This window comes from Pseudomonas sp. GW822-FHT04C11 (assembly GCF_058800905.1).
Genome location: NZ_JBXAMS010000001.1, coordinates 275,718 through 295,017, shown reverse-complemented (window position 1 = coordinate 295,017; position 19,300 = coordinate 275,718). Strand labels below are relative to the sequence as shown.

Below are 19,300 nucleotides of genomic sequence, written 5' to 3'. Positions count from 1 at the left end.
CGGCAGGGAAACTCAAGAAGCCAGCGGCAATACTTGCCAAAGCCCGTTCTGCTGAATCAATTGCCGGTCGCAGTCCGCATCACGGGCGGCGGCCAATGGTTGCCCAGGCAATGCCTGAACGACACGCTGACCCTCACTGCGCAACTGGCAAACCTGCTGCCAGAGTGCTGCATCCGTACTGTCAGGCATCCAGATACCGCCAGTTGGTAGCTCGATTTCAGCACGCCCCAGGGTCACCAGGGTTTTCAAATCGGTAGAGAAGCCAGTCGCCGGACGGGCACGACCAAAGTCGGCGCCGATGTCGTCGTAACGACCGCCCTGAGCAATGGACTGGCCAACACCCGGCACGAATACCGCGAACACCACGCCGGTGTGATAGTGATAACCGCGCAACTCGCCCAGATCGAAGTACAGCGCAAGATCCGGGAAACGCACGGACAAACGCTCGGCAATCGACAGCAAGTCGTCCAGCGCCGCCAAAACAGGCGCCGGCGCGTTGGCCAGGCGCTCGCGAGCGGCAACCAGCACTTCACGACCGCCGCACAGATCAACCAGCGCCCGCAGCATGCCCGACAAATCGGCAGGCAGGCCTTCGGTCAGGGTAATGACCTCATCGATGGCCTTGCGTTGCAGGGCGTCGAACAATTGTTGCTCGACCTCACCGGACAAACCGGCGGCACGCGCCAGGCCACGGTAGATGCCGACATGGCCAAGATCCATGTGCACATCCGGCACATCGGCCAGTTGCAGCATGGCCAGCATCAGGCTGATGACTTCTACGTCGCTGCTCGGGCTGGCATCGCCGTACAACTCGGCGCCCAGCTGGATCGGGCTACGCGAGGTCGACAACGCCCGCGGTTGCGCATGCAGCACGCTACCGGCGTAGCACAGACGGCTCGGGCCTTCGTGACGCAAGGTGTGTGCATCGATGCGCGCCACTTGCGGCGTAATGTCGGCACGGAAACCCATCTGCCGGCCCGATTGCGGGTCGATGACCTTGAAGGTCCGCAGATCGAGGTCCTGGCCTGCGCCAGTCAGCAGGGATTCCAGGTACTCGATATGCGGGGTCACGACGAACTCGTAACCCCAGCTCTGGAACAGATCCAACACCTGACGACGCGCGACTTCAATGCGCGCCGCCTCTGGTGGCAGTACTTCTTCGATGCCATCTGGCAGCAGCCAGCGGTCTACCGTTGCCATTACGCCATTCCCCTATGATCCGGGCCGCCAGCCCTCGGGCCGGCCTTGAGTGAAGCAGAAAATGTCTGAACCATACGCATAAGTCACGCGCATGAACAACGCGGCGATCGGCCTGGAATCGGCCTCGCCAAACACTTTCCTCGAAAAACCTGTCGAGTTGTTCAACCCGAGTCTTGCAATAAAAAACCGCAATCAAACGTGCAGACGCAAAAAAGCCGGGAATTTCCCGGCTGCCGCATCATACACACGTTTTCTCAAAGGATCACCCCGCGAGAGGCTTTAGCCGCCCGGCGGGGTCCTTTGAGATTAGTGTCGGATCAAGGCTTGGCTTTTTCCAGGTAACGGAAGAAGTCGCTGCTTGGGTCCAGAACCATGACGTCGGTTTTGTTCGCGAAGCTTTCACGGTAGGCACGCAGGCTACGGTAGAAACCGTAGAACTCCTGATCCTGGCCGTAGGCCTTGGAGTAGATCGCTGCGGCCTGGGCATCACCGTCACCGCGAACCTCTTCAGATTCACGATAGGCTTCAGCCAGCAGTACGCGGCGCTGACGATCGGCGTCGGCACGGATGCCTTCGGCCAGCTCGTTACCCTTGGCACGGTGCTCGCGCGCTTCACGTTCACGCTCGGTGCTCATGCGTTCGAACACGCTGCGGTTCACTTCCTTCGGCAGATCGATAGCCTTGACCCGAACATCGACCACTTCGATGCCCAGCTCTTTTTCCGCCATCTTGTTCAGCGAAGCCGTGATATCCGCCATCAGCGCATCACGCTCACCGGAAACCACTTCGTGCAGGGTGCGCTTGCCAAACTGGTCACGCAGGCCCGATTCCAGGCGACGCGAAAGGCGCTCGTCTGCAATTTGCTTGAGGCCGGAAGTCGCGGTGTAGAAACGCTCGGCATCCTTGACGCGCCACTTGGCGTAGGCATCAACCATGACGGCTTTCTTTTCCAACGTCAGGAAACGCTGTGTCGGTGCATCCAGCGTCATCAGGCGTGCGTCGAATTTACGCACCTGGTTAACGTAAGGCACTTTCACATGCAGGCCCGGCTGAACATCAGTCTGAACCACGCGCCCGAACTGCAGCAGCACCGCACGCTCGGTCTGAGCCACGATGTAGAAACAGTTCCAGGCAGCGATCGCCACGACGACGCCGACAATAAGGGCGATCAGCGATTTATTGCTCATCAGCGACTCTCCCTGGTACGTGCCGGCTGCTGCAGATCAGTTGCCGAGCGCGCGTGCCCTTCATTGCTGGTCGCGGCCGCGCTGGTTACCGGCGCTGCACCACTACGACCACTGTCGATCATCTTGTCCAGCGGCAAGTACAGCAGATTGTTCTGGCCATTCTTGTTGCCGGTCACGAGAACCTTGCTGGTATTGCTGAAGACTTCCTGCATCGTGTCCAGGTACAGACGCTGACGAGTGACTTCCGGTGCCTTGCGATATTCGGCGACCAGCTTGGTAAAGCGATCCGCTTCACCCTTGGCACGCGATACCGTTTCGTCGCGGTAACCGTTGGCATCTTCAATGATGCGCTGGGCCTGACCACGGGCTTCCGGCACGACGCCGTTGGCGTAGGTTTCAGCCTGGTTGCGCGAACGCTGCTCATCTTCACGAGCGCGGATCACGTCATCGAAGGCTTCCTGGACTTCACGCGGTGCAGCGGCGCTCTGAACGTTGACCTGAGTGACGGTGATACCGGTGCGATAGGTATCGAGGAAGCGTTGCAGACGCTCCTTGATTTCGCTGGCCATCAACTCACGACCTTCGGTCAACACCTGGTCCATGGCGGTGGAACCCACCACATGGCGCAAGGCACTCTCGGTCGCGTGTTGCAGGCTGATTTCCGGCTGATCGACGTTCAGCACGAAGTCCTGCAGATTGGTGATCTTGTACTGCACGGTCAGTGGCACTTCGACGATGTTCTCGTCTTCAGTGAGCATTTGACCCTGCTTGGTGTAGGCACGCTCACGCGTGACGTTTTCCATGTACTTGCGATCGATCGGCGGGAAGTAGATGTTCAGGCCCGGCCCGACGGTTTCGTAGTACTTGCCGAAGCGCAGCACCACGGCTTGCTCCTGCTCGTCGACGACATAAACCGCGCTGTACAGCCAGACGACCGCCAGCACGACAAGGCCGATGCCGAGCAGGCCGTAACCGCCGCCCTTGCCCGAACCACCGCCATCATCACCGCGTTTCTTACTACCACCGAACAACCCATTCAGGCTTTCCTGCAGCTTTCGGAAGGCCTCGTCGAGATCTGGTGGCCCCTTGCGGTCGCCATTATTGCGGCGTTTACCACCCCAAGGATCCTGATTATTCGAGTTGCCACCCGGCTCATTCCAAGCCATAGCGCTCTCCATCTGATAAAGCAAAGACGCACCCACGGCGCGCCGACCAATGCTACAGAATGCCTGCCACAGCGGCACAACCGCTTTTTCAGGCTTTTATTGCAAAGTGTGTTGCTCGATGAATTCCAACGGCTGCATTCCCTCGCGGCTCACCAGTCGATTGAGCTCGACTCGCGGCAAACGAACGGCCAGCAAACAGATGCCTTCTTCGTCGTGTTCTTCTTTCTGTACAGCGCCGAGCGCAAAGAACTGCGCACGCAGTCGAGCAAAACGCTGCGGCAAGCGCAAGGTGCCGACGAACAAATCGTTGCCGAGCAATTCCGCAATCGCCTGCTTGAGCAGGTCCAGACCCTGACCGTCGCGCGCCGACAACCATACCCGTTGCGGCTTGCCGTCGGCATCACGCTGGATCTGTGGCTCTACGCCCTCGAGCAAATCGAGTTTGTTATAGACCTCAAGGATCGGCAAGTCTTGCGCACCGATCTCGCCGAGCACCGCCATGACCTGTTCGATCTGGGCCATGCGTTCTGGCTCGTGAGCGTCGATCACATGCAGCAGCAGGTCAGAGTTGCTCGACTCTTCGAGCGTAGCCCGAAATGCCTCGACCAGTTTGTGCGGCAAGTGACGGATGAAGCCCACAGTGTCGGCCAGTACGATTGGACCGAGGTCGGCGAGTTCGAGCCGGCGCAAGGTCGGGTCGAGGGTGGCGAACAACTGGTCTGCCGCGAACACGTCGGAATCGGTGACCGAGTTGAACAGCGTCGACTTGCCGGCGTTGGTATAACCCACCAGAGAAACCGAAGGAATATCCGCACGCTGACGACCACGACGAGCCTGGTCCCGCTGGCTGCGGACCTTTTCCAGACGCCCCTTGATCTGCCGCAGGCGAACCCGCAGAAGACGCCGGTCGGTTTCCAACTGGGTTTCACCCGGACCGCGCAGACCGATACCGCCTTTCTGTCGCTCAAGGTGAGTCCAGCCGCGAACCAGTCGCGTACTCATGTAATCAAGCTGGGCCAGTTCGACCTGGAGCTTGCCTTCATGGGTGCGGGCGCGTTGGGCGAAGATATCGAGAATCAGACCGGTACGGTCAATCACGCGACACTCGAAAACACGTTCGAGGTTACGTTCCTGACTGGGCGTGAGGACGGAATTGAAAATAACCAGATCGACCTTCTCGGCTTTGACCTGGTCGCGCAGTTCCTCGACCTTGCCACTGCCAATCAGGTATTTGGCGGTTGGCCGATGACGCGGCACGTTAACAAACGCGACGGTCTCGGCGCCGGCCGAAATTGCCAACTCCTGAAACTCCTGCGGATCTTCGCGCGCCTCAGGGTCCTGACCATCCAAGTGAACGAGAATGGTTCGTTCACCACCACCGTGGCGCTCAAAGAACAAAGGAGACTCCTATCAGGCGTTACCTGGCTCAGCGTCAGCTTGTTCGGATTCGGTTGCGCTAGGCAGACGAATTGGACGAACCGGCACCACTGTAGAGATCGCGTGTTTGTAGACCATCTGGCTGACGGTGTTTTTCAGCAGGATAACGAACTGGTCGAACGACTCGATCGTGCCTTGCAGTTTGATTCCGTTGACCAGATAGATGGAAACCCCCACTTTCTCTTTACGCAATGTATTCAAGTAAGGGTCTTGTAGCGAATGCCCTTTTGACATGTGCCGCACTCCTTTAAGGATTCAATAATAAAAATAGGTAAAAAAATGGCTTAGGCCGTCACACCCCCAAGGATAGACGGCAATTGCAAGGACTCAGCTCAATATGGAGACCGTTCCCAGGTATTTCAAGGCGCGTGGCAGATTGTCGCAATCGAGGCTGTCCAGCCAGTGTAAATCAGCCCAACTGCGTAGCCAGGTGAACTGGCGCTTCGCCAATTGGCGCGTGGCAATGATCCCACGTTCCTGCATCTCGGCTGACGTCAGCTTGCCATCCAGGTAATCCCAGACTTGTCGGTAACCTACAGCGCGTATAGACGGCAACCCGGCATGCAGGTCACTTCTTTTACGCAGGGCTACGACCTCGTCAATGAATCCCTGTTCCAACATTTGTGTGAATCTTTGTTTAATACGCTCATGCAGTACCTGACGATTCGCCGGAGCGATAGCCAAGTTCGCGACAGTATAGGGCAATTGTGGGCGACCCGAAGCGCCTGCTTCAGTACTTTGCGCAGATTGTCGCGCGCGGTGTTCGGTCATGCTCTGGCCGCTGACCCGATAAACTTCCAGCGCCCGACTGAGTCGCTGCGGGTCATTGGGGTGAATTCGTGCTGCCGACACCGGATCAATGACCGCCAACTGATCGTGCAGGGCTTGCCAGCCAAGGCGTGCAGCCTCTTCCTCGATTTCAGCGCGGATCTGCGGATCGGCCGCAGGCATATCGGCCAGACCTTCGAGCAAAGCCTTGTAATAGAGCATTGTGCCGCCGACCAGCAGCGGAATATTGCCGCGTGCGGTGATCTCGGCCATGGCCTGCAGGGCATCCCGGCGAAAATCAGCCGCCGAATAGGCCTCGACCGGATCAAGAATGTCGATCAACCGATGAGGAAACTCGGCCAACAGTTCCTTCGAAGGCTTGGCCGTGCCGATGTCCATGCCGCGGTAAACCAGCGCCGAGTCGACGCTGATCAACTCGCACGGCAGGACCTTGGTCAGCTCGATAGCCAGATCGGTCTTGCCCGCAGCGGTCGGGCCCATCAGGAATATCGCTGGAGGGAGTTGGCTCATCAACGACCGCGCAAGAACAGTTTGTCCAGATCATCCAGGCCCAGTTGGGTCCAGGTTGGTCGGCCATGGTTGCATTGACCACTGCGCTCGGTGTTTTCCATGTCCCGCAGCAGACCGTTCATTTCCGGCAAGGCCAGGCGTCGGTTGGCGCGAATAGCGCCATGGCAGGCCATGGTTCCGAGCAGTTCGTTCAGGTGTGCCTGAATCCGGTCGCTGGTGCCGTATTCCATCAGGTCTGCCAATACGTCGTGAACCAGACGATTGGCCTCGGCCTGCTTGAGCAAGGCCGGAATCTGCCGGATCGCCAGGGTTTCCGGGCCCAGACGCTGAAGTTCAAAACCGAGGCGCTGGAACCAGCTGACGTGTTCTTCGGCACAATCGGCTTCACGCTGGCTGACGGCAATCGACTCTGGCACCAGCAGCGGTTGGCCGCTCAGGCCTTCGCTGGCCATCGCGACTTTCAGCCGCTCGTACATGATCCGCTCATGCGCCGCGTGCATGTCCACCAGCACCAGCCCCTGGGCGTTTTCCGAAAGGATGTAGATGCCTTTGAGTTGCGCCAGCGCATACCCCAGCGGCGGAATATCGCCCTGACCGTCTGGCAGCGCCGTGGCGTTCGCTTCCGGCAATGGCGCAAAAAACTCGCGATAGGCAGCCTGCGCTTCGGCCACCGGCACGCCCGACTGCGGACGCGGCGTGTATTGATACTGATAACCGGCGCCGGTGCCCGAGCTCGAGCCTGCCGTCGTATTAAAGGACGGCTGTGCCTGCGGCTGCTCCAGCAACGCATTGGCCGCCAGACGCATTTCACCTTGCGGGCCGAACTCGCCGGCTTCAATGCCGGTCGGCCTGACCACGGCCGTCGCGACAGGCGCAGCCAAATGATCTTCCGGACGCACATCGCCCAAGGCGCGGTGCAAAGTGCCATAGAGGAAGTCGTGGACCATGCGCCCGTCACGGAAGCGCACTTCGTGTTTGGTCGGGTGCACGTTGACGTCGACGCCCGCCGGATCGACTTCGAAAAACAGCACGAACGTCGGATGCCGACCGTTGAACAGCACGTCGCGATACGCCTGGCGCACCGCATGGGCCACCAGTTTGTCGCGCACCGCACGACCATTCACAAAGAAATACTGCAAGTCCGCCTGGCTACGGTTAAAGGTCGGCAACCCGACCCAGCCCCACAGATGAAGGCCATTGCGCTCGATCTCGATTGGCAGCGCCTGCTCCAGGAAGCCCGCTCCGCAGATCGCCGCCACACGCCGGGCGCGAGCCGCGTCGTCATGGGCTTCGTGCAGGCTGAGGATGGTCTTGCCGTTATGGCGTAGATGGAACGCCACGTCGAAGCGCGCCAGCGCCAGACGCTTGATCACTTCTTGCAGGTGATCGAATTCGGTTTTTTCGGTCTTGAGGAACTTGCGCCGCGCCGGAGTATTGAAGAACAAGTCGCGCACTTCAACCGAAGTACCCACCGGGTGGGCGGCCGGCTGGACACGAGGCGCCATGTCTCGGCCTTCGGTCTCGACCTGCCAGGCCTGATCGGCACCTCGGGTGCGGGACGTCAGGGTCAGGCGTGCCACGGAGCTGATCGACGCGAGGGCCTCACCGCGAAAGCCGAGGCTCATCACCTGCTCGAGGTCTTCGAGATTGCGAATCTTGCTGGTGGCATGTCGCGCCAACGCCAGCGGCAAATCATCGGAGGAGATCCCACTGCCATCGTCGCGAACCCGCAGCAGCTTGACGCCGCCCTGCTCGACATCGACGTCGATACGCTTGGCGCCGGAGTCGAGACTGTTTTCCAACAGCTCCTTGATCACCGAAGCCGGACGCTCGACCACCTCACCGGCGGCAATCTGGTTCGCCAGTCGCGGGCTGAGCAGCTCGATACGCGCTGCGGTGTTCACGGCATCGTTCATTCCTTGGCCGCCAATTCGGTGCCCGGGATGTTCAGGTGCTGGCCGATTTTCAGTTCGTCGGACTGCAGGCCGTTGGCGCTGCGCAGAGTCGCCGGCGAGACCTGATAACGCACCGCGATCATCGCCAGGGTTTCACCCGGACGCACCGTGTGGTCACGCGGCCCCTGGGCGATCTTGCCGGAATCACGCAGCCAGGCGATGTAGGTGCCCGGTGGCGGGTTCTGCTGGAAGAACTGGCGCACACCCGCGCTGATCGAACGGGCCAGCGCTTGCTGGTGACCGGACGCCGCCAGTTTCGAGGCTTCGTTGGCGTTGGAGATAAACCCGGTTTCCACCAGGATCGATGGAATGTCCGGCGACTTCAGCACCATGAATCCGGCCTGCTCGACGCGTTGTTTGTGCAACGAGGTGACCCGGCCAATGTTGCTCAAGACCTTCTGGCCGACGTTCAGGCTGGAAGTCAGCGACGCGGTCATCGACAGATCAAGCAGTACGCCGGCAAGCATCTTGTCCTTGTCGTCGAGACTGACGTTGCCAGCACCGCCGATCAGGTCGGAGCGGTTTTCGCTGTCGGCCAGCCAACGCGCGGTCTCGGACGTTGCGCCGCGCTCGGACAAGGCGAATACCGAAGCGCCGAACGCTGCAGCGGAGGGTGCCGCGTCGGCGTGAATCGAGACGAACAGGTCGGCGCCCTTCTTGCGGGCGATCTCGGTACGGCCACGCAATGGAATGAAGTAGTCGCCGGTACGGGTCAGCTCGGCCCGGAAGCCTTTCATGCCGTTGACCTGGCGCTGCAGCTCGCGAGCGATGGCCAGCACCACGTCTTTTTCGTGCTGGCCACGGGAACCGGAAGCCCCCGGATCCTCGCCGCCGTGTCCGGCATCGATGACCACGATGATGTCGCGCTTACCGGCCGGAGCAGGCGGCAGCTTGATTGCCGGCTCAACCGGAGCCACCGGCACCGCTGGCACAGTGGCAACGGTTGGGGCCGGGGTCGGTGCGGGCGGTGGCGCGGCATCGGCGGCGTTGTCGAACAGGTCGACCACCAGGCGATTGCCGTACTGCGCATTCGGCGCCAGCACGAAGCTCTTCGGGGTAACGGCTTTTTTCAGGTCGATGACCACCCGCAGATCGGTCGGCGTGCGCTGAGCCGAACGCATGTCGGTAATCGGGGTATTGGCGGTAGAGACCTTCAGCGGCGCGCCAAGGACGGCGCCATTGATGTCGATCACCAGACGATCCGGGGACGTCAGGGTAAAGACGCTGTGCTGGACCGGGCCGGACAGGTCAAACACCAGTCGGGTGTTATCCGGCGCCCGCCACAAGCGAACACTGTTGACCTTTGTCGCGGCCACAGCGTCGACGGCCAGTGCCGTAAGCAGCATTCCTACGACAGCAACCAACGCGCGAAAGCGCATACCTAACCCCATCATTTATTTGAATTCCAATGCCAAAGAGGCACACCAAGACTCGCCACGCAAACCCTGGGGCGACAGATTCAGCGAACGCCCGCTGTCATGCGGGCTAATGGTAATGGTCAGGTCGGGCTTTGGCAAAAAGCCTGCACCCTTCTGGGGCCACTCGATCAGACACAGTGCATCGTCTTCTAGATAGTCACGAATGCCAAGAAACTCCAGCTCCTCCGGATCGACCAGTCGATACAGGTCAAAATGGAAGGCGCGAATGTCGCCGATCTCGTAGGGCTCGACCAAGGTAAAGGTCGGACTTTTTACTGCGCCAACATGCCCCAAACCGCGAATAATGCCCCGCGACAGGGTGGTTTTACCCGCCCCAAGGTCACCGTCCAGAAAGATGATGCCGTGCCCTTTGGTCACTTGAGCGATACGGTTGCCCAACGCGACCATGGCGTCTTCATTGGCCAGATACAGGGTTACTTCAGACACGGTGCTTGCTCCTCCAGCAACTGACGAATGGCGGGAATCAGATCACTGGCCGCCAGCCCACGGCCCGTTTTACCTTCACGCTCGCCGGCGTTGGCGTGCAGCCAGACCGCCAGGCAAGCTGCATCGAATGCATTCATGCCCTGGGCCAGCAAGGCGCCGACCAGTCCGGCCAGCACATCCCCCAGACCCGCGGCAGCCATGGCCGGGTGGCCTTGATGACACAGCGCCAAACGACCATCAGGGCTGGCAATCAGGCTGCCGGCCCCTTTGAGAATGACGGTGGTTGTGTATTTTTTGCTCAATGCATGGGCCGCGGCGGGGCGATCGGCTTGAACCTCGGCCGTGGAAATCCCCAATAACCGCGCCGCTTCCCCCGGATGCGGAGTGATCACGCAATCCTTTGGCAGGCGCACATCACCCCGGCTCAGCAAATTCAGCGCATCGGCGTCCCAGACCTGCGGTAACGGGGCGTTGGCCGCTGCCGACAACAAACTGCGACCCCACGCGCCCTTGCCGAGCCCCGGTCCGACCACCAGCACACTGGCCTGACCGAGCGGGTCCATCAGTTGGTTGGCCGAGTGAACGCCCAGCACCATGACTTCGGGCACCCGCGCCAATGCGGCCGGTACATGTTCACTGCGGGTCGCCAGAGACACCATGCCCGCGCCGCTGCGCAGGGCACTTTGGGCACTCAAGAGAATGGCACCGCCGAAACCCCGATCGCCACCGATCAGCAGGACGTGACCGAATCGGCCTTTGTGAGCGCTCGGTGCCCGAGCTGCCAGGCGCGGCAGGTTGTCTGGATTCAGGCGATAAGCACTGACGGTGCTTTCAGCAACGATCTGCGTGTCGGCTTGCAGATCGTTGAACTGCAACTCCCCCACCTGATCCGCCGCATCGCCGGTGAACAGCCCAAGCTTGAGGCCGATGTACGTCACGGTGAGGTCGGCCCGAACCGCAACCCCGAGGACTCGCCCGGTATCGGCGCACAGACCGGACGGGATATCCACCGCCGCAACGGGCAGGCCACAGGCATTGATCGCCTCGATCGCGGCAACATAGGGTTCGCGCACCTCACCGCTCAGGCCGGTACCCAGCAGCGCATCCAGCACCACCCCACGCAGCTCGATGGCAGGTGACCAGGCCTCGACGACAACCCCGACGGCCAGCGCTTCGGCAAATGCCAGCGCGGCATCGCCCTGCAAGCGCGACGGTTCAACCACCGCCAGCACTCGCACCTGCCAACCGGCACGCAACGCCAGTACCGCCACCAGATAACCGTCCCCGGCGTTATTGCCGTGGCCCGCCAACACACTGAGCTCAGTGGCCGTCGGCCAGTGCCGGACCAACGCTCGCCACGTGGCGCGGGCAGCCCGATGCATCAATTCGAAGCCCGTTGTCCCGGCCGCAATCAGCCGCGCGTCGAGCGCCCGGACCTGTGCGGCGCTGTACAGTGCGTCGGGTAAATGGTGTTTTGTCTGCGGCATGCGTCTTCAGGCTCCGATGTCTGGCAGAATTATACGCACCTCAGCTCCGGTTTCCCCTGTCTCATGCCTGCAATTACCACAGATCTTCCTGCTCTCGCCCAATCGATCAAGGACTGGGGCCGCGAGTTGGGTTTTCAACAAGTCGGCATCAGTGGTCTGGACCTGGCTGAGCATGAACAACACCTGGAGCGCTGGCTCGAAGCCGGCTACCACGGCGAAATGGATTACATGGGCGCCCACGGCAGCAAACGCTCACACCCGGAAGAACTGGTGCCGGGCACATTGCGGGTGGTTTCACTGCGCATGGACTACCTGCCGGGCGACACGGAAATGGCCAAGCGCCTGGGCCAACCGGAAAAAGCCTACGTCTCGCGCTATGCCTTGGGCCGCGACTATCACAAGCTGATCCGCAAACGCGTGCAGCAACTGGCCGAGAAGATTCAGCAGGTCATTGGCCCCTTCGGCTACAGGGCTTTCGTCGACAGCGCCCCGGTGCTGGAAAAAGCCATCGCCGAACAGGCGGGTCTCGGTTGGATCGGCAAAAACACCTTGGTACTGAACCGCAAGGCCGGCAGTTACTTCTTTTTGAGCGAGCTGTTCGTCGACCTGCCGCTGCCGGTCGACCCGCCCCACAGCACCGAGCACTGCGGGCGCTGCACGGCGTGCCTGGACATCTGCCCGACCAAGGCCTTTGTCGGCCCCTATGTATTGGACGCCCGCCGCTGCATTTCGTACCTGACCATCGAGCTGAAAACGGCGATCCCCGAAGATTTGCGGCCGCTGATCGGCAATCGGGTGTTCGGTTGCGATGATTGCCAGATCGTCTGCCCATGGAACCGCTTCGCCCGTCCGTCCGGCGAAAGCGACTTCAAACCGCGACACAACCTCGACAACGCCGAGTTGGCCGAACTGTTCATGTGGGATGAAGACAAATTTCTGAGCAGCACCGAAGGCTCGCCGCTGCGCCGCGCCGGTTATGAGCGCTGGCTGCGTAACCTGGCCGTCGGACTTGGCAATGCGCCTTCAACGATTCCGGTGCTGGAAGCCCTGAAGGCGCGTGCAGACTATCCGTCAGAGCTGGTGCGCGAGCATGTGGCGTGGGCCCTGAAGCAACACGGACTCTCGTAGGAGCTCTGGTGTCAGGCTTCGTCGTTGTAGACGAACTTGGGCATTTCCCAGTGGAAACGAATCGCCAGCAAGCGCAGCAGGAAGCCGCCAAACAAGGTGATCAAAATCGCCTGTTCGTCGGGTAATTGCAGGTAAAGGCAGAGCATGTAGCACCAGGCGGCAGCGAACGAGACGCTGGCGTAGAGCTCGCGACGGAAGATCAGCGGGATGTCGTTGCAGAAAATGTCGCGCAGGATGCCGCCGAACACTCCGGTGATCACCCCGCTGACCGACGCCACCAACATGCCGTGGCCCGTTTCCAGCGCAATCATGCAGCCGATCAGGGTAAACGCCACCAACCCTACGGCGTCGAGTACCAGGAACAGCGAGCGCAGATGGCGCATCCAGCGTGCGGTAAAGACCGTGAGCATTGCCGCAGCCGAGGTCAACACCAGGTATTCCGGGTGTTTGACCCAGGTCAGCGGATAGTGCCCGAGCAGCACGTCACGCACCGAACCACCGCCCAGCGCCGTCACGCAGGCGATCAGCACCACGCCAAACCAGTCCATGCCACGCCGACCGGCAGACAACGCGCCAGTCATGGCTTCAGCGGTAATGGCAATCAGGTAGAGCATCAACAACATGGCGGCGGTCCTTACGAGAAGGCGCGCAGTCTACTCAGATCGTCGGGGCACCAAAAGGGGGCGGTGAGCGAATATAAACCCTGTGGCGAGGGAGCTTGCTCCCGCTGGAGTGCGAAGCACTCCCAACCTAGGCTGCCTGATAAACCGTAGCTGCCAGACTTACGGCTGCTGCGCAGCCGAGCGGGAGCAAGCTCCCTCGCCACATTAGCCCCCCCAATATCATTCAATCAGAACTTGATGAAATGCGTGCGGTAGTGCTGCAACTCGGCGATCGACTCGCGGATATCGTCCAGCGCCAGGTGCGTGCTGCCCTTCTTGAAGCTGTCGCGTACGTCCGGAGCCCAGCGTGCGGCCAGTTCCTTCAAGGTCGAGACGTCGAGGTTGCGGTAGTGGAAGTAACTTTCCAGCGCCTTCATGTGCGTATAGAGGAAGCGCCGGTCCTGGCAAATGCTGTTGCCGCAGATCGGCGACGTGCCCTTCGGCACCCACTTTTCCAGGAAGGAGATGGTCTGGGCTTCCGCTTCAGCCATACTGATGCGGCTGTCGCGTACCCGCTGGGTCAGGCCGGAGCCACCGTGTTGACGGGTGTTCCACTCGTCCATGCCCGCCAGGATCTCGTCGCTGTGGTGAATGGCGATGACCGGGCCTTCGGCCAAGGTGTTGAGATTGCTGTCGGTGACAATGGTGGCCATCTCGATGATGACATCGGTGTCAGGGTTCAGACCGGTCATTTCCAGATCGATCCAAATCAGGTTCTGCGGGTTTTGCATGTGTCGGCTCCTCGGCGTAGGCATGCAGTTTAGCCTAGAGGACTCTCGGGGCGTGCTAAACTCGCGGCCGTTTTACCTAATCGCTGCATTATCCACACGGAACACCCATGGCCAAACGCCAACTCAATCGTCGTCAAAACTGGCGCATCGAAAAGATTCAAGGTGAGCGCGCTGCACGCGCCGCCAAACGCGAATCCTCCGCCGTCGAAGCGCTCGAGGGCGGCGACCTTGGCCCCGAGCAGACCGGCCTGGTGATCGCTCACTTCGGCGTTCAGGTCGAGGTCGAAGCCCGCGACGGCGAACTGGCCGGCCAGGTGTTCCGCTGCCATTTGCGGGCCAACCTGCCTGCGCTGGTGACCGGCGACCAGGTGGTCTGGCGTGCCGGCAACCAGGGCATCGGCGTCATCGTCGCGCAATTGCCGCGTAAAACCGAACTGTGCCGTCCCGACAGTCGTGGCCAGCTCAAGCCGGTAGCGGCTAACGTCGACATGATCGTGATCGTCTTCGCCCCGCTCCCCGAACCTCATGCCAACCTGATCGACCGCTACCTGGTCGCTGCCGAACACGCTGGTATTCGCCCGCTGCTGTTGCTCAATAAGTTCGACCTGATCGACGAGCAGAATGCCCCGGCGCTGAATGCCTTGCTGGCGGTCTACCGCACGCTGGGTTACCCGGTGCTGGAAGTCTCGGCGCACCATGGCAATGGCATGGAGCAGTTGCAGGAACAACTGGACGGGCGCATCAGTGTGTTCGTTGGTCAGTCCGGCGTCGGTAAGTCCTCGCTGGTCAACAGCCTGCTGCCGGAAGTCGAAACCCGTGTCGGCCCACTGTCCGAGCTGTCCGGCCAGGGCACCCACACCACCACCACCGCGCGATTGTTCCACTTCCCCGGCGGCGGTGAGCTGATCGACTCCCCGGGTATTCGGGAATTCGGCCTGGGCCACGTCAGCCGTGCCGACGTCGAAGCCGGTTTCATCGAGTTCAACGACTTGATCGGCACCTGCCGCTTCCGCGACTGCAAGCACGACCGCGAACCCGGTTGCGCCCTGCTCAAGGCACTGGAAGAAGGTCGCGTACAACAGCAGCGCATGAACAGCTACCGCTCGATCATCGCCAGCTTGCCCGAAACCAGCTATTAACCAGAGCGCTCAGCAGCCCCGACACTGAAGGCTGCTGAGTGCTCACTGGCGCACCGACAGACAATAAAAAGCCGCGATCATCGCGGCTTTTTATTGGGTCACTGCCTAGGCGGCTCAGCCGGTTTGGCCGGGTCGCCGGCTTTCGGTGCCGGAGCGTCGAACAGGTTCAAGCGTTCCCGAAGCTCATGTGCCGGCAGGGGTTCCTTGTCCGCCGGCAAGGCGTTCGGATCGGCAGGGACGGCCGGCACTTCACCCGGAGCGCCCTGCCCCGGTGTCGGTGTTGGTGCCGGTTCCGCGCCTTGTTCACCCTCGATGGCGCGCTGGGCCTTCTTGGTCAGCACGACGATGTCGATGCGGCGGTTGACCGGATTGAGCGGATTTTTGCGATCGAACAACGTCGACGAAGCGTAACCCACCACCCGCGCCACTTGCTGTTCCGGATAGCTGCCCGCGACCAGCGCCCGGCGAGCGGCGTTGGCACGATTGGCCGAAAGCTCCCAGTTGCCGAATTCACCGGTGCCCGCATAAGGCTTGGCGTCGGTGTGGCCACCGATGCTGATCTTGTTCGGCACTGCTTTGATGGTGTCAGCCATGGCCAGCAGAATATCTTCGAAGTACGGTTTCAAGCGCGCACTGCCGGAGTCGAACATTGGCCGATTTTCGGAATCGATGATCTGGATGCGCAAGCCATCCGGGGTGATTTCGAAAAGAATCTGATCCTTGAACTTCTGCAGCTGCGGGTTTTCTTCGACCTTGTTCTGCAGCTCTTGCAGCAACAGTTCCAGACGCTCGTGCTCGACCTGTTCGGCCATGCCTTCGACCTGCTCGGTATCGACGGTGACCTTGTCCGGTTGCGGCTGCGACTTGACCTCGGGGTTGAGAGTCTTGTCCGGCGCCAGCACCGGCGTGCCGCCCAGGTCGATAATGAACGGCGTACCGCTTTCAGAGAAGCCGATCGGGTCCTTGAAGTAACCGGCAATGGCGATCTTCTGTTCCGGTGTGGCGGTGGATAGCAGCCACAGCACCAGGAAGAACGCCATCATTGCCGTCGCAAAGTCAGCGAAGGCGATTTTCCACGCGCCCCCGTGATGCCCGCCAGCAATGCGCTTGACGCGCTTGATGATTATCGGCTGATTATTTTCCATGTTAAGTGCTCTGTCTCACAAATACTGTTCCTTTCTGGCGGTGCCTGTTGTCGCCATACGGCGTTGCCGCTCTTCGCCATAGCGGGCTATGACTCGTCGCGGCGCCTTGTCTGGCAACAACAGACACTCGCCAAAAAAGGAACGTATTTACAAGACAAAGCACTAACGACCGCGAACCGCTTGTTCCAGCTCAGCGAAGCTCGGACGGTGTGCCGGGTACAGAACCTTGCGCCCGAACTCCACCGCCAGCGATGGCGGCATGCCGGAAGCTGAAGCCACCAGCGAAGCCTTGATGGCTTCGTAGATATTCAGCTCTTCCTTGGCATCGTGAGCCAGGGAGTGCGCCAGCGGGCCAAAGAAACCGTAGGCCGCGAGAATACCGAAGAAGGTACCGACCAGTGCGGCACCTACGTGCAGACCGATGGACTTCTGATCGCCCTCACCCAGCGAGGCCATGGTCACCACGATACCGAGTACCGCCGCAACGATACCGAAGCCGGGCATGGCATCGGCGATACCGTTGACCGCGTGGGATGGGTGCTCGAGGTCTTCCTTGAGGCTGAACAGTTCCATGTCGAACAGGCCCTCAAGCTCATGCGGCGCCATGTTGCCGGACGACATGATGCGCAAGTAATCGCAGATGAACGCGGTCATGCGGTCGTCTTTGAGAACCGCCGGGTACTTGGCAAAAATCGGGCTGGCAGCGGCGTCTTCAATATCGCCTTCAATGGCCATCATACCTTCGCGACGGCTCTTGTTGAGTATCTCGTAGATCAGACCCAGCACCTCCAGGTAGAAGGTGTGATTGAAACGCGAACTGAACATGCCCAAGGATTTCTTGAGCACGTGCATCGTCATGTGACCGGGGTTGGCCTGAAGGAATGCACCCAGCGCCGCACCGCCGATGATCATCACCTCGAAAGGCTGAATCAGGGCGGCAATCTTGCCGTGGGAAAGCACGTATCCGCCGAGCACGCTCGCGAATACGACGATGATGCCGATAATTTTAGCCATAGGTAGAAGGTACTTACTTAAGTCGGGTTCAAGGTCATATTCGGAAGTTAAAAAATCTCTTCTTCTACTTATCGGCAAAACTGCGCCAGACTATAGCCAGTTAAGGCGAAAAGCTAATTTGGCCCGCTCCGGGCGTGTTTAATGCAGACGATGATCGCGCCCAACCATGGCTAATGAAACGACCGTTCCAACTGCTAGACCGACCACACTCGAAGGCTGGGTCAAGCTGCTCGATGGCGTAACCTTGCCCGTGCCGCGAGCCAGCCATGATCGCGTCTGCAAGGCTATCGCCGACAATCGCAGCTCGTTGCGCGATATTGCCGAACTGATGCAAGGCAGCCCGGCCCTGGCCCTCAGCGTCATCCGCGAAGCCAATCGCCACACCCACGGCAGCATGAGCGAGCCCAGCGAGAACCTGGAAGTGGCGATCAACCGCCTAGGTCTCAAGCGCACCGAAGAACTGCTCGCGCGCCTGCCCGCCCTGCCCGAGAACGAAATCCCGCCGGCCCTGCGCCAACTTCAATTGATCAGCCTGCACGCGACCCAACAGGCCAACGGTTTTTTTGCCAGTCGCCTGGCGCGGCTCTGGCAGGACATCCACTGGGGTAGCCTGCTGTTCCTCTCGCCGTTCTGGCCACTGGCCCTGACCTTCCCGCAACTGCTGGAAGACTGGGAACTGCGGGTCCTGCACAAGCGCGAGCCAGCACGCAAGGTCGAAAAAGAATTGTTCGGCGTACGCCTGCTGGAACTCGGCCAGGCACTGGTGGAAGTCTGGCGCCTGCCCATCTGGGTAGGACAAGGCTATCGATTGCTGCTGGATGAACAACGCGAGCTGGCGAAAGTCGTGCATATCGCCCGCGACGCCGAACACCCGTTGCGCCAGCAAAACCGCCTTGATGACGACCCGACGCTGCGCCGCTGGCTCAACCAACCGGCCAACACGGTATTGCTGGCCAACGGTCTGGCGTTATCGGCACAGCAAGCCTGGAGCAGCCCTCACTGCCTGCGCTGGCAGTTTCTGACCAGCCTCTACCTGCAAATGCCGATGGACGAGGTCCAGCAGCAACTGCACCAGCAAGCCGCACTCAGCGCCCGCAACCATGCCATGCCGGACCTTTGGCATCCCGCCGGGGCATTGCTCTGGCCGTGGGACGAGCGACGCCTTCATCGCGGCCAGCTTCCGGCGCCCGCCCCCACCGCCGAAGACCTGACAAAGTGGCGCAAGCAATGCGCAGAACTGCTGGCGGAGCCGAGCCGCTTTACCAATGCCATGCACCTGACCACCTTCGCCCGGGACGCGCTGGCTGCCTGCGGCATGCGTCGGGTGATGATTCTGATGGCTGATCGCACGCACAGCCAATTGCGCGTGCACCAGATTCACGGCCTGCCTAAAGAAGCCGCGATGCTGAACTTTGTGGTCAGCCAGAGCACCGTGCTGCAACGCTTGCTCTCGCAACAGGCTCAGGTGCGGCTGACGCCAGTCAACAACGCACAGTTTTCAGCCTTGCTGCCTGCCAGCCTGCGCGCACTGTTCGGTGGCGAGCACCTGCTGCTGCGCTCACTGGTCAACAATGGCCGGGTGATCATGTTGGTCGTGGCGGACCAGGGCGGCGGTCCATTTTCGGAAATCACCGTGCAAGCCTTCGGCAAAACCGCACAGTGCATCGAAAAAGCCCTGCACAGCTTTAGCCACCGCTAGGGCCTGTCATCAATTATTTCCTGTGCCGCGTTGTCGCCTGAAAGCGGGCCAGGCAAGGCGCAGTCCGCAGATAAGGGTCGTTTCCTTGCCAAGGACTGCAACGCAGTCTGACCCGCTTTCAGGCACAACCCGAAGGGCCGGGCCTGCTGTGGCGCAGGGCAGCGTTGCTCGGAGCTTATTTGGAAT

17 protein-coding genes are annotated in these 19,300 nt (G+C 60.7%); 3 read left to right on the top strand and 14 right to left on the bottom strand.

What is annotated here, in order from left to right; genetic code table 11:
* Nucleotides 1-12: 12 nt before the first annotated feature.
* The 10 genes from AC1RJ3_RS01310 to AC1RJ3_RS01265 form a co-directional block, all read right to left on the bottom strand.
* On the bottom strand, nucleotides 13-1,200 hold the full coding sequence (locus tag AC1RJ3_RS01310; protein WP_493077070.1) for an ATP phosphoribosyltransferase regulatory subunit: 1,188 nt from the start codon (nucleotides 1,198-1,200) through the stop codon (nucleotides 13-15).
* Nucleotides 1,201-1,517: 317 nt separating this feature from the next.
* Entirely contained in the window at nucleotides 1,518-2,387 is an 870-nt protein-coding gene (hflC, locus tag AC1RJ3_RS01305) for a protease modulator HflC (RefSeq protein WP_019691508.1), read from the bottom strand.
* Nucleotides 2,387-3,553: an FtsH protease activity modulator HflK gene (gene hflK, locus AC1RJ3_RS01300; RefSeq protein ID WP_054595354.1), complete on the bottom strand. Its 1,167-nt coding sequence runs from the start codon at nucleotides 3,551-3,553 to the stop codon at nucleotides 2,387-2,389. Before hflK ends, hflC begins: the two co-directional genes overlap by 1 nt.
* A gap of 96 nt (nucleotides 3,554-3,649) precedes the next feature.
* On the bottom strand, nucleotides 3,650-4,951 hold the full coding sequence (hflX, locus tag AC1RJ3_RS01295; RefSeq protein ID WP_103316307.1) for a ribosome rescue GTPase HflX: 1,302 nt from the start codon (nucleotides 4,949-4,951) through the stop codon (nucleotides 3,650-3,652).
* Between the two features lie 12 nt (nucleotides 4,952-4,963).
* Nucleotides 4,964-5,224, bottom strand: coding sequence for an RNA chaperone Hfq (gene hfq / locus AC1RJ3_RS01290; protein WP_019691505.1), 261 nt, complete (start codon nucleotides 5,222-5,224; stop codon nucleotides 4,964-4,966).
* 93 nt (nucleotides 5,225-5,317) lie between these two features.
* Entirely contained in the window at nucleotides 5,318-6,289 is a 972-nt protein-coding gene (miaA, locus tag AC1RJ3_RS01285; protein ID WP_054595352.1) for a tRNA (adenosine(37)-N6)-dimethylallyltransferase MiaA, read from the bottom strand.
* Nucleotides 6,289-8,193, bottom strand: a complete 1,905-nt coding sequence (gene mutL / locus AC1RJ3_RS01280; RefSeq protein ID WP_493077309.1) for a DNA mismatch repair endonuclease MutL — start codon at nucleotides 8,191-8,193, stop codon at nucleotides 6,289-6,291. The genes miaA and mutL overlap by 1 nt, the downstream gene beginning before the upstream one ends.
* 8 nt (nucleotides 8,194-8,201) lie before the next feature.
* Nucleotides 8,202-9,638, bottom strand: a complete 1,437-nt coding sequence (locus AC1RJ3_RS01275) for an N-acetylmuramoyl-L-alanine amidase (RefSeq protein ID WP_054595350.1) — start codon at nucleotides 9,636-9,638, stop codon at nucleotides 8,202-8,204.
* Nucleotides 9,639-10,109 (bottom strand): tRNA (adenosine(37)-N6)-threonylcarbamoyltransferase complex ATPase subunit type 1 TsaE, encoded by a 471-nt coding sequence (tsaE, locus tag AC1RJ3_RS01270; protein ID WP_054595349.1) that lies wholly within the window; start codon nucleotides 10,107-10,109, stop codon nucleotides 9,639-9,641.
* On the bottom strand, nucleotides 10,097-11,596 hold the full coding sequence (locus AC1RJ3_RS01265; protein WP_493077065.1) for an NAD(P)H-hydrate dehydratase: 1,500 nt from the start codon (nucleotides 11,594-11,596) through the stop codon (nucleotides 10,097-10,099). The genes tsaE and AC1RJ3_RS01265 overlap by 13 nt, the downstream gene beginning before the upstream one ends.
* Before the next feature lie 63 nt (nucleotides 11,597-11,659).
* Between AC1RJ3_RS01265 and queG the strand changes: the two genes are divergently transcribed.
* Nucleotides 11,660-12,724: a tRNA epoxyqueuosine(34) reductase QueG gene (queG, locus tag AC1RJ3_RS01260; RefSeq protein ID WP_493077063.1), complete on the top strand. Its 1,065-nt coding sequence runs from the start codon at nucleotides 11,660-11,662 to the stop codon at nucleotides 12,722-12,724.
* Between the two features lie 11 nt (nucleotides 12,725-12,735).
* Here the strand turns inward: queG and AC1RJ3_RS01255 are convergent, their stop codons facing one another.
* Together AC1RJ3_RS01255 and orn are read right to left on the bottom strand one after the other, a co-directional pair.
* Nucleotides 12,736-13,347 carry a trimeric intracellular cation channel family protein gene (locus AC1RJ3_RS01255; protein WP_054595346.1) on the bottom strand — a complete coding sequence of 204 codons (612 nt, stop codon included), beginning with the start codon at nucleotides 13,345-13,347 and terminating at the stop codon, nucleotides 12,736-12,738.
* 227 nt (nucleotides 13,348-13,574) lie between these two features.
* Nucleotides 13,575-14,117 carry an oligoribonuclease gene (gene orn, locus AC1RJ3_RS01250; protein WP_347928737.1) on the bottom strand — a complete coding sequence of 181 codons (543 nt, stop codon included), beginning with the start codon at nucleotides 14,115-14,117 and terminating at the stop codon, nucleotides 13,575-13,577.
* A gap of 107 nt (nucleotides 14,118-14,224) precedes the next feature.
* Between orn and rsgA the strand changes: the two genes are divergently transcribed.
* Nucleotides 14,225-15,256, top strand: coding sequence for a small ribosomal subunit biogenesis GTPase RsgA (gene rsgA, locus AC1RJ3_RS01245; RefSeq protein ID WP_054595344.1), 1,032 nt, complete (start codon nucleotides 14,225-14,227; stop codon nucleotides 15,254-15,256).
* Between the two features lie 98 nt (nucleotides 15,257-15,354).
* Here the strand turns inward: rsgA and motB are convergent, their stop codons facing one another.
* Both motB and motA read right to left on the bottom strand, forming a co-directional pair.
* Nucleotides 15,355-16,401 carry a flagellar motor protein MotB gene (motB, locus tag AC1RJ3_RS01240; RefSeq protein ID WP_493077059.1) on the bottom strand — a complete coding sequence of 349 codons (1,047 nt, stop codon included), beginning with the start codon at nucleotides 16,399-16,401 and terminating at the stop codon, nucleotides 15,355-15,357.
* Nucleotides 16,402-16,563: 162 nt separating this feature from the next.
* Complete coding sequence (motA, locus tag AC1RJ3_RS01235) at nucleotides 16,564-17,415, bottom strand: flagellar motor stator protein MotA (protein ID WP_054595342.1); 852 nt, start codon at nucleotides 17,413-17,415, stop codon at nucleotides 16,564-16,566.
* 166 nt (nucleotides 17,416-17,581) lie between these two features.
* Between motA and AC1RJ3_RS01230 the strand changes: the two genes are divergently transcribed.
* Complete coding sequence (locus tag AC1RJ3_RS01230; RefSeq protein ID WP_493077057.1) at nucleotides 17,582-19,114, top strand: HDOD domain-containing protein; 1,533 nt, start codon at nucleotides 17,582-17,584, stop codon at nucleotides 19,112-19,114.
* The last annotated feature ends 186 nt before the right edge of the window (nucleotides 19,115-19,300 follow it).

Coding starts and splice junctions, on each gene's coding strand:
- AC1RJ3_RS01310 (WP_493077070.1), bottom strand. CDS start 1,200: ATGGCAACGGTAGACCGCTGGCTGCTGCCAGATGGCATCGAAGAAGTA.
- hflC (WP_019691508.1), bottom strand. CDS start 2,387: ATGAGCAATAAATCGCTGATCGCCCTTATTGTCGGCGTCGTCGTGGCG.
- hflK (WP_054595354.1), bottom strand. CDS start 3,553: ATGGCTTGGAATGAGCCGGGTGGCAACTCGAATAATCAGGATCCTTGG.
- hfq (WP_019691505.1), bottom strand. CDS start 5,224: ATGTCAAAAGGGCATTCGCTACAAGACCCTTACTTGAATACATTGCGT.
- miaA (WP_054595352.1), bottom strand. CDS start 6,289: ATGAGCCAACTCCCTCCAGCGATATTCCTGATGGGCCCGACCGCTGCG.
- AC1RJ3_RS01275 (WP_054595350.1), bottom strand. CDS start 9,638: ATGATGGGGTTAGGTATGCGCTTTCGCGCGTTGGTTGCTGTCGTAGGA.
- AC1RJ3_RS01265 (WP_493077065.1), bottom strand. CDS start 11,596: ATGCCGCAGACAAAACACCATTTACCCGACGCACTGTACAGCGCCGCA.
- queG (WP_493077063.1), top strand. CDS start 11,660: ATGCCTGCAATTACCACAGATCTTCCTGCTCTCGCCCAATCGATCAAG.
- AC1RJ3_RS01255 (WP_054595346.1), bottom strand. CDS start 13,347: ATGTTGTTGATGCTCTACCTGATTGCCATTACCGCTGAAGCCATGACT.
- orn (WP_347928737.1), bottom strand. CDS start 14,117: ATGCAAAACCCGCAGAACCTGATTTGGATCGATCTGGAAATGACCGGT.
- rsgA (WP_054595344.1), top strand. CDS start 14,225: ATGGCCAAACGCCAACTCAATCGTCGTCAAAACTGGCGCATCGAAAAG.
- motB (WP_493077059.1), bottom strand. CDS start 16,401: ATGGAAAATAATCAGCCGATAATCATCAAGCGCGTCAAGCGCATTGCT.
- motA (WP_054595342.1), bottom strand. CDS start 17,415: ATGGCTAAAATTATCGGCATCATCGTCGTATTCGCGAGCGTGCTCGGC.
- AC1RJ3_RS01230 (WP_493077057.1), top strand. CDS start 17,582: ATGGCTAATGAAACGACCGTTCCAACTGCTAGACCGACCACACTCGAA.